12 protein-coding genes, 1 tRNA gene and 1 pseudogene are annotated in these 15,660 nt (G+C 40.9%); 2 read left to right on the forward strand and 12 right to left on the reverse strand.

Annotation, left to right across the window (positions count from 1 at the left end):
• Window positions 1–189 precede the first annotated feature (189 nt).
• The 10 genes and pseudogenes from BLW31_RS03785 to BLW31_RS03830 all read right to left on the reverse strand — a co-directional run bounded on the left by BLW31_RS03785 (window position 190) and on the right by BLW31_RS03830 (window position 12,420).
• Window positions 190–1,887, reverse strand: coding sequence for an Mfa1 family fimbria major subunit (locus BLW31_RS03785; RefSeq protein ID WP_010537875.1), 1,698 nt, complete (start codon window positions 1,885–1,887; stop codon window positions 190–192).
• A 36-nt stretch (window positions 1,888–1,923) separates the two neighbouring features.
• Entirely contained in the window at window positions 1,924–3,447 is a 1,524-nt protein-coding gene (locus tag BLW31_RS03790; protein ID WP_010537874.1) for a DUF3868 domain-containing protein, read from the reverse strand.
• Window positions 3,448–3,453: 6 nt separating this feature from the next.
• On the reverse strand, window positions 3,454–4,026 hold the full coding sequence (locus tag BLW31_RS03795) for a DUF3575 domain-containing protein (protein WP_022301077.1): 573 nt from the start codon (window positions 4,024–4,026) through the stop codon (window positions 3,454–3,456).
• 19 nt (window positions 4,027–4,045) lie between these two features.
• Window positions 4,046–5,872, reverse strand: a complete 1,827-nt coding sequence (locus tag BLW31_RS03800; RefSeq protein WP_010537872.1) for a hypothetical protein — start codon at window positions 5,870–5,872, stop codon at window positions 4,046–4,048.
• Window positions 5,869–8,700 (reverse strand): hypothetical protein, encoded by a 2,832-nt coding sequence (locus tag BLW31_RS03805; RefSeq protein ID WP_010537871.1) that lies wholly within the window; start codon window positions 8,698–8,700, stop codon window positions 5,869–5,871. Before BLW31_RS03805 ends, BLW31_RS03800 begins: the two co-directional genes overlap by 4 nt.
• Window positions 8,701–9,038: 338 nt before the next feature.
• The gene (locus BLW31_RS03810) at window positions 9,039–9,581 is read right to left on the reverse strand and encodes an IbrB-like domain-containing protein (RefSeq protein ID WP_010537870.1); all 543 of its coding nucleotides are present in this window, start codon (window positions 9,579–9,581) and stop codon (window positions 9,039–9,041) included.
• Window positions 9,578–10,882, reverse strand: coding sequence for a DUF3440 domain-containing protein (locus BLW31_RS03815; RefSeq protein ID WP_010537869.1), 1,305 nt, complete (start codon window positions 10,880–10,882; stop codon window positions 9,578–9,580). Before BLW31_RS03815 ends, BLW31_RS03810 begins: the two co-directional genes overlap by 4 nt.
• Before the next feature lie 3 nt (window positions 10,883–10,885).
• Window positions 10,886–11,293: a hypothetical protein gene (locus BLW31_RS03820; RefSeq protein ID WP_029425534.1), complete on the reverse strand. Its 408-nt coding sequence runs from the start codon at window positions 11,291–11,293 to the stop codon at window positions 10,886–10,888.
• A 662-nt stretch (window positions 11,294–11,955) separates the two neighbouring features.
• Window positions 11,956–12,108: pseudogene (locus BLW31_RS23970) on the reverse strand (Arm DNA-binding domain-containing protein); the annotation flags it as partial.
• A 238-nt stretch (window positions 12,109–12,346) separates the two neighbouring features.
• Window positions 12,347–12,420, reverse strand: a tRNA-Asp gene (locus BLW31_RS03830).
• Between the two features lie 158 nt (window positions 12,421–12,578).
• On the opposite strand from BLW31_RS03830, the gene BLW31_RS03835 reads away from it, so the two are divergent.
• The gene (locus BLW31_RS03835) at window positions 12,579–13,895 is read left to right on the forward strand and encodes an aminotransferase class I/II-fold pyridoxal phosphate-dependent enzyme (RefSeq protein ID WP_010537866.1); all 1,317 of its coding nucleotides are present in this window, start codon (window positions 12,579–12,581) and stop codon (window positions 13,893–13,895) included.
• Between the two features lie 148 nt (window positions 13,896–14,043).
• The gene (locus BLW31_RS03840) at window positions 14,044–14,634 is read left to right on the forward strand and encodes a YqgE/AlgH family protein (protein WP_010537865.1); all 591 of its coding nucleotides are present in this window, start codon (window positions 14,044–14,046) and stop codon (window positions 14,632–14,634) included.
• Here the strand turns inward: BLW31_RS03840 and BLW31_RS03845 are convergent.
• A complete protein-coding gene (locus BLW31_RS03845) occupies window positions 14,631–15,170 on the reverse strand; it encodes a GNAT family N-acetyltransferase (RefSeq protein WP_010537864.1) in 540 nt (179 codons plus the stop codon). The two genes, BLW31_RS03840 and BLW31_RS03845, sit on opposite strands and share 4 nt — an antisense overlap.
• Window positions 15,171–15,176: 6 nt before the next feature.
• Window positions 15,177–15,626, reverse strand: a complete 450-nt coding sequence (locus BLW31_RS03850) for a hypothetical protein (RefSeq protein WP_010537863.1) — start codon at window positions 15,624–15,626, stop codon at window positions 15,177–15,179.
• Between the last annotated feature and the right edge of the window lie 34 nt (window positions 15,627–15,660).

The following is a 15,660-nucleotide window of genomic DNA, read 5'->3' on the forward strand; positions in this document are numbered from 1 at the left end:
AAGAAACTATTTCTTCTCTCGTTATTTCCTAATCCAGAGGATGGAATACCTCAATAATTCCATCAAAAGCTATATCCCGAAGTTTTTTTAAAGTTTTCGGCAACTTTGAAAATGTTGGGAGTAAAGTTGTGGGAGAGTTTCTCCCACAACTTTTTATTTGAAAAATCTATTTCTATTACTAATTCTGAATTACATGATTTCCTCTTGAGTATACCAAGTCCAAGGATTAGGTGTAATTTCAATAGATAACCAGCCTTCGTCGCTTTCGTCCGGAGTATCTGGATCCGGATCTGGAATAGCCGGATATCCCGGGTTATTAAACTTCTTAACATTAATGTCATAAACAGAGTTACGAACTACTCCAAACTCACCTAACTCATTTGTTGCAGCGCTAGTATCATCATGTTTGATCATGATTTTGTAGTAGCTTACTGCACCTACATAATAAGTAAGCCCTGTTACTGTTTTAGCTCTGTCTTTAGCTGCAATAGCTGCCACAAGAGCTTTCGTATTTTTAAAATCGTCAACAAGAGCAGTAATAGCTGTAGCATCGGCTGTAGGAGGAAGCCCAATTGCACCCACACCAACAGCTACTAAATATCTATTGTACGCAGTAGTACGAGCAGTCGGGAATGTAGCAGGTTCTCCATCAGCATATTTAGCTTTCAATTCTGCCTCAATCCACTCCATTAATGTAGCAAAAGTATAGAAACCACCATTAATTAACATCCAGTCACCAGCAAGCGCCGGGTCTGTTTCCTGATCTGTAGATGGAGTACCATCATTAGGTGCAGGTCTACCATATTCAGACGGGATGAATTTAGCTTTCAACAATACATGCGTAGTATAAGCGTGCACATTATGAGTTGCAGTCTGCGTATTTTCAAGACAATATTCAGCAACTTTATTTATCGTAGTTGTAGGATCATTCCAATTAGAAGGAGCTGAAGTACTGCTATAAGAGTTATAGTAGCTCAAGTTTTGAGTACCATAGTTAGGGTCAATTCTGTATGAACCTATCTTATACTGGTCAAACGGAGTAATACACTCACCGCGAGCACCTGGCTTATTAGCCGGAGTTTCATTCCAAGTCAATGTTCTCTTAGATACAGGGAAGTATGTCTTATTAGTAGCATTCAATATCCATCCTGCATCCGAGATTGTTGCTTTAGCATCAGAATCAGCAGTTACATATACACGAACTTTTGCTACAACACGGTCAATTCTGATAGACAATGGATTATTAGTAGCCGCTGTCTCATTTGCATAAAGAGACAAATCGATGGGATCACCAAATGTTGGTGAAGTTTCAACATCATCCGAAGGTTCTAACGATCCTTTGGCGTTAGACATCATAAATTCACCAGCAATTGTCAGATCTGATACAGCATCATCAAGAGCAGCATTAACCGTTGAATATAGCGTTCCAACAGGCCATTTTTGATCTGTCATACTAACAGTCTTTTTTTCAAACTCTGGAGATGGATTCGCAATAATCAATATTCTCTTAGAAGTTGCAGGAACTTTAAAAGCCTTGCCTGCAGTTCCACTTGGTATACCATTGGCATCAAGCCCCGCCTGATCATTAGACAATGTGATATCAGCAGTCACAGTTGCAGCATCCTCATTTGCATTTGCCGTAAAAAATATGGCACGTACTTTAGTGATTTTTGATTCATCTTCAGTTGCAGCTTCCTGATTCGGGTTATGTAATCCACGAGTTTGTACCGGAGTCTTTACTGCTAATGCCACCCATGCGTCTGCATTCGGGTCTGTCACCAAGTCATTATTGTTGCCCGGATTATCCACCGGCACCAAATCTTCGTTACTACAAGCAGCAAAAGCCACAGCAGCAAGCGCTAACATAAGAAAATTCTTCTTTTTCATTGTTCTTACAAATTAATAAAAGCGTTTGTAACTAGTTTATTTATCTCTATTTTTATTTTTCTTTTCAATTTCAGCTGCATTCGTTCTTTTCGTAGCCAATTCCTCCAAATTCTGTCCGGCAGCCTCCAGACCAGCTTCGGCAGCTGCTTTCAAATATTCTTCCGCATGTTCATAATCTCCTTTTAATAACATTAATACACCCATAGCATTGCTATATTCAGGTAATTGCTTATGAGCGTTTACCATTTTCAAATAGCGTTCCGCAGATACCAAGTCATTGCGCGAAAGGGCAGCCATAGCAGCATTGATGCTGGCTATTTCATCCTTAGGATACATCCGTACAGCTGTCTCGAATACATCGATAAACTCTTGCGAGCCCTTCGGATAAGTATTAGCCACCAAGAACATCTCATTCAGACTCAAATTCTGAGGACGTGTCTTAATAATCTCTTTCGCTTCGTCTACATTAAAATTCTTAATCTCATAATTCACTTTACAAATAGCCACACGAAGACTTGGGAAAATATATTTCAACATATATCGATAAGGTACACCACCACGAAGCTGCATCAACTTAGTTTCTCTTCCTTTTTCCAGAGGAACATCTTTGATAATATTCAGTACTTCATCTTTATACTCCATTTCAAACGAATCCAATGCTTTCACCAATCCATCCCAGTTTTCACCGCCGAAGACGATATAATACTGATTTCGTGAGAAATCATATTTTGATGCCAGATAATCACGCAATGCCATTGCACGTCCTTCGGACAGACGCTTGTTATTCGCCAATGATCCTTCAGGTGAAGCATAGCCCACAATATCCAGCTTGTTTACCTTAATACTGGGATCAGACTTCAATTCATCAATCATTGCACGAATTTTGGCCAGCTCCTTCGGATTATTCATGTACTCCGGACGAATATTAATTTTATTCACCTCAAAATCAAGGAAACATTCCGCTTGTATTTCACGGTTCTTCACTTCTTCCGCAGCCGGTTGCAAATAAGCAAGGTGAGGCACTACCACATACGGCACCAGCATACGTTCCAGATCAACGTCACCTAATGGTTCCACACTCATCAATTGAGTTTCACCACAGCCACACTCATCACGTTGTACCTCCACTTGAGCATCATCCATCCACGATTCATAAGGCAATACATATCTATACTTTATCGTATCATTTCTTCTCTTACTACTTTTCTCTACAACATAAGGCTTTTCGTAGAGATTCTTCTCCTTAGTACTCATCAGAGAAAGCCAACGTTCATAAGCCAAGTACTCATTGTGTCCTTTGATTGACACTTTCGGAAGATTAAGATTACGTGTCGGAGCAATCAGCCGTGGAATAAAATCCACTCCATGTGCCGACTTCACCCTTACATCATTCAGGACGAAGTCAATATTTATATAAACCGATTTACCGCGTTGTTCCAGTTGTACCAGCACCACAGAGATAGTTCCATCATAAGAACGCGTCTGGGCAACAGCCGAACCTATATTCTGGCATAAAACCATCAGTACCAATACGATGAGTTGTATACTCCTTTTCATCATTCTATTTTATTTAATTACATAAATAAGTGATACACTCGCTTTTGTAGGACCGAAATAATTTTTGCTCGAATCCTTCAGTTTAGTACCACACGTTGCACAAGGATATTTCTCGTATACAATATGTGCATATCCCACTCCTACCGATGCTTCGATACTCCAACGTTTTCTCAATATCCACGAATGTCCTATCGAAATACCTCCTCCATACAGATGTCCCTGGTAACGGGTATTCTGCATATTCTCACTAATAAACGACCAGTCAGGAAATCCGCCTACATTGAAATCCGCATAATGCCCGTGTACTCCTATAAATGTTCGTCTGAAGCTCTCACAGAACCAATATCGAACCTCCGGTTGTACTCCCCAATGCCGCAAACGTCTGCCATTATCAGGCTTCCAGGGATTATAATTCACAGGAACATCCAATGTCCATTTGCGTGCCAGTCCAAACTCCAAACCGAGATTCATGGTAGTAGTAGCATCATACAGAAGATTGCTTTTCAGAGCTATCTTCTGGGCTTTACTCTCGAAAGCAACGCATCCCAGCATAAGTACTATGAGTATAATAACTTTCTTCATTATATCTTACATTTATAGGTCACCCTTTTTGGGTGATATCAATCTTTATACGCTTCACAGAACTCCCACCTACCGATGATCCATTAGACATAACTGTTGTCAAATATACAGTTCCCCTTCTGCGATTATTAGTAGTATTAGGCAATACTTCAATAAAAATCTGTCCATCTTCTACTATAATCCGTTCCGTATCTTCTCTTTCAACCATTGTCGAAGGGCGCAATTTTATCCAATTTTTAGGATTATCATCGCCATCCTCAACCTGACCGGTAAGACAATGATAGTCCATTAAGTTAGGGTAAGTACCCGGATACGGATAGCTATCAGTAGGTCTATACTCCAGTACAGTTCCACTTGCGTTAATCGCCTGTCTTTGTCTGATATGAACCTGTTTTTCCAAATTTCCAAGTTTTAATGTTATATATGCATTATTTTTCTCAACTCCGTTTTCAAATTGACCGTTTTCAAAATACATCAGCCAGGTATATGTAAAGACCCTCACTGTAGTAATACGAGGGGAAGCAACTCCCCCGGTTACAACAGGTATTTTTCCATCTACGGGAGAACTTAATGAAAAAGCTCCTGATACTTCTCCCCTATTATCTGTTATATTTCTTGTATCAGGAAAAACCTTTGTACAATCTGTTATTAAATCAAAAGCATTATAGATATTATCCACATCTGAGTAAGTAATATAGACCGAATTACTCACCCCCAGATAATAATCATTATTAGCTATAATTTCATACGAATCGCCATCATCCACAATTATTTTGAAATCAAGGTCGACATTCGAAGGTTTAGCCACTTTAGCATCAGCCATTGTGTCGTAACCAGGTCCCTTGGCTTTTATAATGGTAAACGTATAAGACTTGTTACGAGACAAATCTATTGCGTTCAAGTTTTTATCGACGATAGCCATTTTATAATAGTAATCCTTATTATCATACTTTCCCTGAATAATCATATATGTATTATTCAGCGTGTTAGACTCGTATATATATATGGGATTGCTATTTGTACTCTGTCCCTCAGTCACTACACTTGCAGCCACCAAAGGGGTTGAGTAATCTGAAGCTCCCTGATACTCCGTCAAATTAGAAGTATTATTCATGATCGAGTTGCTATAGTTATGCAACTGTCCCTGTCGAGGTACATTGAATAAAGCCATAATTCCATTTAACTCAAAATTGTCTGCTGTATTCACTACTGCTATTCTAGCTACTGCACGAGTGAGTAACAATGCCCCCTTAGACGGATCTGAATTCTGTATTTTAGTATCATTATCTATCTTATTTACTTCCAGCACAGCACTCATCGGAATTATTTCACCAGTTCCGCTATATGGAATTATTGTAAGCGAAGGACTTGCTAATGGTTCAGTCAACAACTTTGAGCATGCATCCGCCAGCGTTACACCACTCAATCTTGTATTAAGATTCGTCTCATTAAATACATATCCATTAGCATTATCATTATTATAATAAAACTTACTCTGAGTATTTGCCAAAATTAGCAACTGACATTTACTACTTTGTTTGGTCAATATTACATATCTTTTTCCTACCATTTCGAAAGCTTGCACTGCCTCTACAAAGGTGGCACTTCCTCCATTTCCCTTAAACACAAGCACCCAAGGTGTCATGCTGATATCATTTTCAGCAGCCCTCGTCGATGGAAGATCGTATGAATGAGCACGAGTAAAAATTTCAATCTGTACTTTATCATCCGAATCATTCCCTCCGCCTTGCTGCTCTGTACTATTGATATCATGCTCGCAGCTTGATATCAACAGTAGCAAGAGCAGATAGAACAGTTTATTTATATGTATTACTATTTTCCTCATTTCTTCACACATCGTATTGAATACCCAAATACATGTCCTGTAGATATCGGGCGTGGCTCTGCATAATTAAGTTGCATCGTCCATATATTTCCATAAGGTGCTCCGGTTTCATTGCCACTAACTACCTTAGTCCACCCCGGTGCAACAGAGGAAGCCCAATAATATCCCGTTTGGCCGGCATATTCCAAACTACCATCCAGATGCCATCTTCTTCCCGCAGCCGGAAAGAAGATAGAAGCACTAGTATTACTGTTATATACTAACACACCACCATAAGCCGCATCAGCGTTGTCCAAACTGACACCTCTATATTTAGTATAACCTAATGTTCCTTCTCCTCTAGTTGTGCCATCAACCATCGTTTTCTCCTTGATCGGACGTCTGTCAAAGAAACCATCAGCATAAAATCCATACATAACTTCAGAAAGCGGCACAGGAGTATATAATTCCGGTTTATATGTCCCATTAGTCGGATATGGACTATCTACCGTATTGGAAGCCGCATCTCCCCGCATAGGATCGGCAAATAAAGACATTCTCCAGTCCGACATATAAACCTGATCGTAATTATAACTATTCACTGCAATCCGATCCTCCGGTCCATCAGTGGGACGAACATACCCGGGAGGACATATTTCATAATAATTCTTCAGGATAGTTCCCGTCGAAGGATTCCAAAAAAGGTTCACACCATTGATACGTTCTATCGGCCACCCTGTTATAGCCCAAGGGGCACTTCCCATATTCACATTCGTAGGATGATATCCTCGGAGTCCCTTAGCTACATTCGCAATGGGCAGTGCCCACTGAAAATGCGCCCCGGCCTGGGTAGGATACTTTACAAAATCAACTTCACCTGCTAGATTACTATAATTTATAGCCTGATACTGAACTGTGGTACCCGGAGTATCCTTAAACGCTTTCATCGTCAAGTTATACGGCGAGAATTTAGCTCCATAATCAGAAGCACCTCTTATACTCCCACTCCGCATCAGATAATCCGGATCGCCTCCCTGACGAACAAATAATTTAGTATCATAAGACGTTACTACATTGTTTTCAGACTTTTCGTAATGAACATTCACAAAACCATATCTAGGGCTTCCTGTTGTATTTTTACTTTTCAATCCTATTCTGAAATAAACACGTCCTTTCCCTGCTACAGAGCTCCCTGTTTCAAATCTAAAAGCATTAGGAACAACCGGATAATCTTCAGCGTCCCCTGGATTATCCGTACCAATATTCGGGTCAAAACTCGGGCTGGCACTTATGACAATAAAATCCCTGTATTCATCAGGCACTGTTACCGTCCAATTCCACCAATAGTCCCATCTTATACCCTTGATCACTCTCTCTCCGACTTCATTATCATCCCAAAAAGCTCCTACATAAGGAGTAGACCACAAATTGTCAGAAGCATTTTTCTCAAAGACATATCGTACACCTTCCTGCTTTACATGCACAATAATTTTCCTTTGGAGGGCATTGGTCCCCGCATGATCTTCTGAAGCTGATAAAGTAAGAGTATATGTTTTATCACCTGCCACATTATCATCGGTATTAGGCCGATCCAACACAATATCCATATATCCCAGTCCTGTTTTCGCATCATACCTGATTCTGAAGTCATCGTTAGGAGCATAGTTTTGAGAAGACAAGGCATTAAATATATTATTCGTCACTTTTTCAGCACCATTCTCATCATATACCACATCCAACACTCTCACAACCGGCATATTTGACCAAAATGCAATTCGTGCTCCATTGAAGTCTGTTATATTAACCTCAATATCAGACACATTCAAGACTCTGGTACCGGAAATCTCCCAGTCTTCTCCAATCTTATCCCATTCTGATGCCTTAATATTCACTTCCAAGGGCTCTTTGATGATACCAAGAAAATCAAGTTTTGTATTTATCGGAAGACTATAACTCACTGTCGGATCACTAGCGGTCTTCAATTGAGTGGAGGGACTATAGTTATTCCCCATGCCTACTATAAGAGTCACTGCTTTACTCGCATCTCCCACTGTCTTCAACTCATTGGCAGGCAGAATAATTCGATTCACTCCTTTTGCCCATGATCTGTCCGAAGCAGTTGGAGTCTCGTCCGAAAAATAACCGGCATCAGCTGCTTTAGTAAAAGTACGTGTTACATTCCTTTCCACTTCACCTGTATAATTATTCGTAAGTGGCACCGCATTGGGAATATTTTCCAATATAATTCCAGTAAAGGTAGCTTCCAGATTATCTTCAGCCTCCAACACAACATCCAAGCGGACGGCTAACCTGTCAAGTCCCAATTGCAGCACATTAACAACCGCGCCACCATTTACCTGAGCTCCCTGACCATTGGGCAATACAGTTATATTCTTAATTTCCTGTATCATTGGAATAATCAAATCAGACGAAAAATATCTCTCCGGATATGCAATATCGTTTAAATCTTCATATTTAGTTATTCCATCCAACTGATCTATAATAAGTGTATTCGCCGGTTCATTCGCCAAAAAAACAAAATCATAACTATCCGGATTAATAGGATGTTGTATAATATCACCATTCGCAGCATTATAGCGAACGTTAGACACACAGTTTTCAGTAACCTTATCAAAAGCCAGAATACGGAGAGTTTCAATAACATAATCATCAGGAGTTGTTCCCGGATGTATACCAACCTTGGCTCCAATCCCTCTGATGGATATATATGAGCTTTTAATCTTATCATCGTTATCAATGAAAGTCTCATCTATACAAGATGAAATAATCAGCAATAACAGGAAAATAATCGGCCCTCTATTGTATATGTTATGTTTAATCTCTCTCATTAAATAGTTGTATTTATTAGACACGCAAAAAACGTTTTAATCAGATATTGCAAATGTCGGTATATTGCATGAGATAAGGAATTTCATCCATTTCTCATACTGACAATGAAAGTTTAAATAAAAGACTAAAAATGCAGGAGAACTCCAATGCGCTTACGAATAATGAAAGGCAATAAGGATCAAATCTTTATTTTGCATTATTCGAATATAAAAAATCCAAAAGTTACGGCATTCGAAACTTTTGAAGTGAATTATTATAAATAAAATCCATATTAAAAAAGGCCCCTGAATGAAATCATCCAAGGGCCTTTTCAAGCTTTATTCTGAGTTGATAACGTCTACAGCGTTTTCCGTTCCATCTCCGTAGGTGCCACCTCATCCGGGATACTGAACTCCCGATTGGCAAATAGATCCGCAAGTCCCGAAATCTGCTTCAGACGCAACAGTTCATCCCGGTCCATACCAATGTTCTTCATGATCCACTGATCAGACATTCCGGCTCTGTCCAGTTCTGCCACAATATTACACATCAGTTCGATATTATGCATTCCACGGGCACGGTTATGCCGGATAGTGGAACTCATTCGGTTCGACAAATCCTTGTCGATCACCACAATCGGAAGCAAACCGTTTTCACGTTTATAAATACGTTTCGAGGTTTTCAGCACCGTATACCGGTGATAACCATCCACCAGGATATAGTTGTCTTCCTCTTTATTATAATAACACACACAAGGCATCGTAAAGCCGTCCTCCCAAATCGAAAGTTCCAGCAACTTCATTTCGGGCGGAGCTACGACATTCGGATTGTAATCGTTCGCATACACTTTTTCTACAGGTACTGCTTTTACCTCGTAGACCGGGCTTTTATCTACACTCATGATACTATAATTCTATATTGTTCCATTACTTGACTTCTTTTACTCATCTCTTCCTTTGTCGGCGAGAATCCCATGTATTTGCAGGCATGATCATTCTTGAGGATACAAACACACATACGCTTGTAAGTAGGTATCTCCCTGAACTCCGGAATATCAATATCATCCTGATACTCCATGCGTACAGGTTTCTTATACGTTTTATAGTTACTGTTATCCATCACGATAATCGGCACTTTGGCATCAATTAATTTTTGGATGGTTGCATCGCTCAGACATCCACCTTTAGTCCGCCAGAAATGTACGCTGACAGACAGTTTTCGCAGATAATTCTTGCGTGCCCGTTCCGGCAAGGTAGACAACAGGAAATACATGAACTCGCGCCAGGTATAGCCTTCGGGCAGTTTCACCGACTGCCAGCCCATCGCATGTGTGCCGCCGTACATACCGGTGAAGTTCACTCCATTCACCCTTCCTATCATCTTTCCCCATGTGTTGGGGTCGAGTACCCGATAGAGGGCCAGACTCTCCTGTGCTTCATTAATGAACGGGCTCGCCACCCGCTGACGTTCCAGGTTCACTCCCGCACGATAATAAAGGTCATACAGGATGTTATAGTCCCATTGGAATTTCCCGTTCGCCGTCCATACATCCGTCGTTTTCCAGTCAAAAATGGGATATGCATTGTAGATGTCATTTCCCACCTTTGAGGTCCATTTATATTTATGATACATTTGAAATTTACGGCTCATGTAGATACAGCGCCAGCGGTTAAAGCTTTCCTGTGTACGGATACCGATCAGGCAGCAAGTGCGCACCGCATCCTTCTTCTGATGTATCCATTGTGCAAAGCGCATCTGGAATTCATAATCCCACATGGTAGTATTGTAAAAAGGGAAATCCTCTTTCTTCATAGCCTTTTTAGGCATGGAGCGCACCCATATATCCTTTTTATTATCTTCCCAAGGTCGCCAGAAAGACTGGTACATGGACGTACAGGTAGATACCCGGAAAGGAACGCATACCCGGTATACATCCACAATGTCTTTATTTGCTTCCAGTATTCTGTCCACATAGTCGATGGTCATCTTGTATTGGATTTCATAATCCATGTGAAATACCCCCAAACGTATTTTCAGATTATTCCGCCTGATATAGTCGATACACATATTGAGCAGTACCCCACTATCTTTCCCTCCCGAGAAAGATACATAAATATTATCAAACTCGTTAAATATTACTTTCAGTCGTTCTTGTGCTAATTCATATACATTTTTTGTTCCTGTGATTGTTTTTTTTCCCATAATTCATCTGTTCATTTTTACATAGCGTGTCCACTTTTTGTCCATAGACGTAAACTCGAATTTCTCAAAAGTTTCCTGATCCTGTATCAGCGTGACAGAATCAAGCGTCCACCCTTCAGGTATGAATGCCGTGACTATAGAAGATAGCAGAAGCGACAAGATATCTTTTCTTTGCTCGTCCACTGCAGCTACATAATAATTATTAATGACAGCCTTCTTTCCGCTTTTTTGTTCAATCGGAACGAAACCCACCACTTCTCTATTGTCAATCGCAATGTACCAAACGAAATCCTCGTTTGTTTTGAACGGATAGTTATTATTTGCACGTATTACATCCGGATCCATTACTAGAGGCGCCAAAAGCTGATATAAATGTTTGTCTTTTCCTTTTAATTGTATTACCTGTATCATAGCATTCAAAAATAGACATACAAAAATAGATAAAAAATTTCGCTTGTCGGCACAAATCTGCATAAAACATTTATTAATGAGCGATTATTTTTCATGTTCAGCATTACTTCACTCTGACCTGTCTCACTTTTATCCATACCGCAAACTATGCAATCCATCTAGTTTAAGTCACGACCAAGTTGAATGGAAATAGCATGCTCATTCATACATAGCCCGTTTTATCTTTGTGGAATCCGTTTTTTTCCATTTCATCAGCTCAATGATTTCATTATTTTTCAAGTCCTTTTCTATGTCATACACAATCTATTTTTTATTAATGATTTTATTTTAATCCTATTCTTGTACTAATGAATAAAGATTATTTTTTCAATCCGGTTTCATTATCATTCATGTATCAGCACCATTTCCCCTTCTCCTACCACTTCATTCGTGTGCCGGTTCACTTTCATAAGGCAGATATTATAATCATTTCTTATTGCCTCTTCTATGATATTGATCACCGCCTCCTGCCTCACTTTTATCTGCCTGTTTTCAAACAGAAGAGCCGGAAAAAGCGCATAGCTTCCTACCTTTTTATCTCTTCCGTGCACCATCGCGTTCACCAGGTTCAATCCACAATGCATTTCAAAGGCTACATTACGATCTGTTATACGCTCCTCGTTTTCTACCGGCACACTGCGCTTGATCACAATCTCCGCTTTCCGCTTATCAACGGTGATACGCATACAGACGGGAGCCTCCCCGTTTTTCAGCAGCTTCTGCCGCTTGATGTAAAACAACACACAGAGTGTACTACGTCTTTTTTCAATTCCCATACTTCTTGCATTTTTAGTGGTACAAAGTTAAATCGTATTGTTCCAAATCAGACTATGCAGAATATTGAGAATCAGCGAAAACAAATCTTAATCGTTGAATTTTTCCCCGGAAAGTCCAACAGATAAGCCAGTGCCAACTACGCTATTCCGCTGCTTTTGGGTGGGGGGTATTGGATAAAAAGAAAAGTCCTAAAGCATTGTACTTCAGGACTTTTCTTTATTTTGTTTCATAAGAAAGCGGTGCGTACGGGACTCGAACCCGTGACCCCATGCGTGACAGGCATGTATTCTAACCAACTGAACTAACGCACCAAAATTTCTTTTAATAATCCGCATCTCTCTCGATTGCGGATGCAAAGGTAGACATTTTTTTGAAACCTACAATAGGATGAGTATCTTTTTTCTGAAAAAGTGTATTTATTAAGAATTATCATGTACATTTGCAAGCATTACAATAAATAGAAAATAGAATGAAAAATACACCAATCGAACGAAATGTGATTGACGAAACGATCAATGAGTTTCAAATTGTCGACTTTTCAAAGGCTACTATCCGTGAAGTGAAAGCTATCGCTTCGAAAGCGGAAGCAACATCAGGCGTTGAATTTATCAAAATGGAAATGGGTGTTCCGGGGCTGCCGGCTTCCGCTGTGGGAGTGAAAGCGGAAATCGAAGCATTGCAGAACGGAATTGCAAGTCTGTATCCCGACATCAACGGACTGCCGGAACTGAAAAAAGAAGCGTCCAACTTTATCAAGGCATTTATCAATGTAGATTTAAGTCCGGAAGGTTGTGTGCCCGTCACCGGTTCTATGCAGGGAACATTCGCTTCATTCCTGACTTGCAGCCAGTGCGACGAAAAGAAAGACACGATCCTGTTTATCGATCCGGGATTTCCGGTGCAGAAACAGCAGCTGGTAGTGATGGGACAAAAGTATGAAACATTCGATGTGTACGACTACCGTGGCGACAAACTGAAAGAAAAGCTAGAAAGCTATCTGGAAAAAGGAAATATATCGGCTATTATTTATTCGAATCCCAATAATCCGAGCTGGATTTGCCTGAAAGACGAAGAGCTGCGCATTATCGGTGAACTTGCTACCCGATATGACGTAATCGTGCTGGAAGATCTGGCATACTTTGCGATGGATTTCCGTCAGGACCTGAGCACTCCTTATCAAGCTCCGTTCCAACCTTCAGTAGCTCACTACACAGATAATTACGTATTGCTGATTTCCGGTTCCAAAGCCTTCAGCTATGCTGGGCAACGTATCGGTGTGAGCTGCATCTCCGATAAGTTGTATCACCGCAGTTATCCCGGACTGACCAAACGTTATGGCGGGGGAACATTCGGTACGGTCTTTATCCACCGCGTACTCTATGCGCTTTCTTCCGGAACAAGCCATTCGGCACAGTTTGCTATGGCTGCCATGCTGAAAGCTGCCAATGAAGGTCAATACAACTTCCTCAACGAAGTAAAAGTATATGGCGACAGGGCGCAAAGGTTAAAGGAAATTTTCCTCCGTCACGGATTTTACCTGGTATATGACAACGATTTGGGTGATCCGATTGCCGACGGATTCTACTTCACTATCGGCTATCCTGGAATGACAAGCGGCGAACTAGCCAAAGAACTGATGTACTACGGAGTGAGTGCCATTTCACTGGTCACCACCGGAAGCCATCAAGAAGGATTGCGCGCATGTACCTCTTTTATTAAGGATCATCAGTACGCTCAGCTTGACGAAAGGATGAAATTGTTTGCCCAACATCACCCGATTGGCTGACAGCCGAATGACAGATTTTCCCGGATATTCATATTCACATCAGGTGACAGATTCATAAAAGCTGCTCTTAAAACAAAAAAAATGGGAAAGTATGGCTATTATTCCATTTATTTTCTTATATTAGTGGCACGAATATCAATCTGATGGCATGGATATAGACTCTGACATATTTAAAATTCAATCAAATAATGTATTGCCATCACGAGGAAAGATTCTCATCTCCGAGCCTTTCCTTCGTGATGCCACATTCGGCAGGTCCGTAATTCTGCTTATCGATCATACTGATGAAGGCACGATGGGGCTGATTATCAACAAGCCATTACCGATATTCGTCAATGACATTATCAAAGAGTTCAAATATATCAACGACATACCCTTATACAAAGGTGGCCCCGTTGCCACAGATACCCTGTTCTACCTTCATACCTTGGCAAATATCTCCGGCGCAATACCCGTCAGCAAAGGTCTGTATCTGAACGGAGACTTTGATGAGATAAAGAAATACATCCTGCAAGGCAATAAAGTAGATCAGCACATCCGCTTCTTCCTGGGATACTGCGGCTGGGAAGGCGAACAACTGAATGACGAGCTCAAAGAGAACACATGGCTCGTCTCTAAAGAAGATAAGGACTACCTGATGAACAGTGACACCAAGGATATGTGGAAAGAAGCCTTGGAAAAACTGGGCAGCAAGTATGAAGCCTGGTCCCGCTTTCCACGAGTGCCGACTTTCAATTAATGTTTCTTCGGATTCAGATACTGGAAAATAGCAGCATCTTTGTAACATCCCCCGACTTGCAACCAGTTCTTCAATAGTCCGCATTGAACGAAGCCACATGAAGTAAACAGCTTCATGCAGATTTCATTGTCCGTAGCCACATGAGCATAAAGCTGAGTCAGCGACAAGAAATCAAAGGCATATTCACACAACAACCGCAATGCATCCGAAGCATATCCCTGCTGACGGTCAGCCTTAGAAACGGCAATCCCTACCTCGCCACGAGCATGAAGAGGTACAAAATCAGTGATATCAATCGTCCCCAGCACACGGTGATCAGACCTGCTTATTATCATCAGGCGTAACTGCTTGTCGGCGAATACGTCGCACTGTGAACCTTCTATATATTGCCGCAATACGTAGCGGGAATAAGGGACTGTAAAATTACTGATGTCCCACATGGAAGGATCGTTCTCCATCTCATACATGACATCCAGATCTTCCGGTTCTACCGCCCGGAGATAGATGCGGTCGTTGTTCAAAAAAGACTGTTTCATACCGGCCTACTCTTTATTGATATGAAGTTCGTTACGAAGTCTTTTCTCGCTGGGCAGACAGAAAAGGGAAGCGGTCAGACCGATCAGCATACAGAGGTTTCCGGTGTTGCTGAGAGTCAGATAATAGCACAATACGTTGAGGATGATAGCCGCTTCGAGCAATCCGAGGCGTACCATGCTCCACTGCACATAACGTTTTAATGCAAGGGGAATGGTCATGTAGTCTATTTTCTTTTTCAGTACCAGGCTGAATAGCTTCAATGCAAGCGGCACGCATAAAGCGGTCAGCAGAATGCCAATAGTCTCAAAATAATAGGTAGCCTGCACATTGTCAACCAAAGCTCCCACAGGAAGGAGGTCGAACTCCCCTGCCCCGAGCAAGAATGCGGGAAGCACCCAAAAGAAAACATAACTGATATTCAAGTTTCTCACTGCGCGTTTTATCTGTTCTTCCATGTTAGTTACGATATTCGTTCAAATAATTAATTCA

Origin of the sequence: Bacteroides faecis MAJ27, assembly GCF_900106755.1 — a bacterium.
Classification (GTDB): domain Bacteria; phylum Bacteroidota; class Bacteroidia; order Bacteroidales; family Bacteroidaceae; genus Bacteroides; species Bacteroides faecis.

Excerpts from the sequence above, each read along its gene's own strand:
- BLW31_RS03820 (WP_029425534.1), bottom strand. The coding sequence starts at position 11,293 with ATGATACAGGTAATACAATTAAAAGGAAAAGACAAACATTTATATCAG.
- BLW31_RS03810 (WP_010537870.1), bottom strand. The coding sequence starts at position 9,581 with ATGAGTGTAGATAAAAGCCCGGTCTACGAGGTAAAAGCAGTACCTGTA.
- BLW31_RS03850 (WP_010537863.1), bottom strand. The coding sequence starts at position 15,626 with ATGGAAGAACAGATAAAACGCGCAGTGAGAAACTTGAATATCAGTTAT.
- BLW31_RS03815 (WP_010537869.1), bottom strand. The coding sequence starts at position 10,882 with ATGGGAAAAAAAACAATCACAGGAACAAAAAATGTATATGAATTAGCA.
- BLW31_RS03845 (WP_010537864.1), bottom strand. The coding sequence starts at position 15,170 with ATGAAACAGTCTTTTTTGAACAACGACCGCATCTATCTCCGGGCGGTA.
- BLW31_RS03795 (WP_022301077.1), bottom strand. The coding sequence starts at position 4,026 with ATGAAGAAAGTTATTATACTCATAGTACTTATGCTGGGATGCGTTGCT.
- BLW31_RS03835 (WP_010537866.1), top strand. The coding sequence starts at position 12,579 with ATGAAAAATACACCAATCGAACGAAATGTGATTGACGAAACGATCAAT.
- BLW31_RS03840 (WP_010537865.1), top strand. The coding sequence starts at position 14,044 with ATGGATATAGACTCTGACATATTTAAAATTCAATCAAATAATGTATTG.
- BLW31_RS03805 (WP_010537871.1), bottom strand. The coding sequence starts at position 8,700 with ATGAGAGAGATTAAACATAACATATACAATAGAGGGCCGATTATTTTC.
- BLW31_RS03800 (WP_010537872.1), bottom strand. The coding sequence starts at position 5,872 with ATGAGGAAAATAGTAATACATATAAATAAACTGTTCTATCTGCTCTTG.
- BLW31_RS03790 (WP_010537874.1), bottom strand. The coding sequence starts at position 3,447 with ATGATGAAAAGGAGTATACAACTCATCGTATTGGTACTGATGGTTTTA.
- BLW31_RS03785 (WP_010537875.1), bottom strand. The coding sequence starts at position 1,887 with ATGAAAAAGAAGAATTTTCTTATGTTAGCGCTTGCTGCTGTGGCTTTT.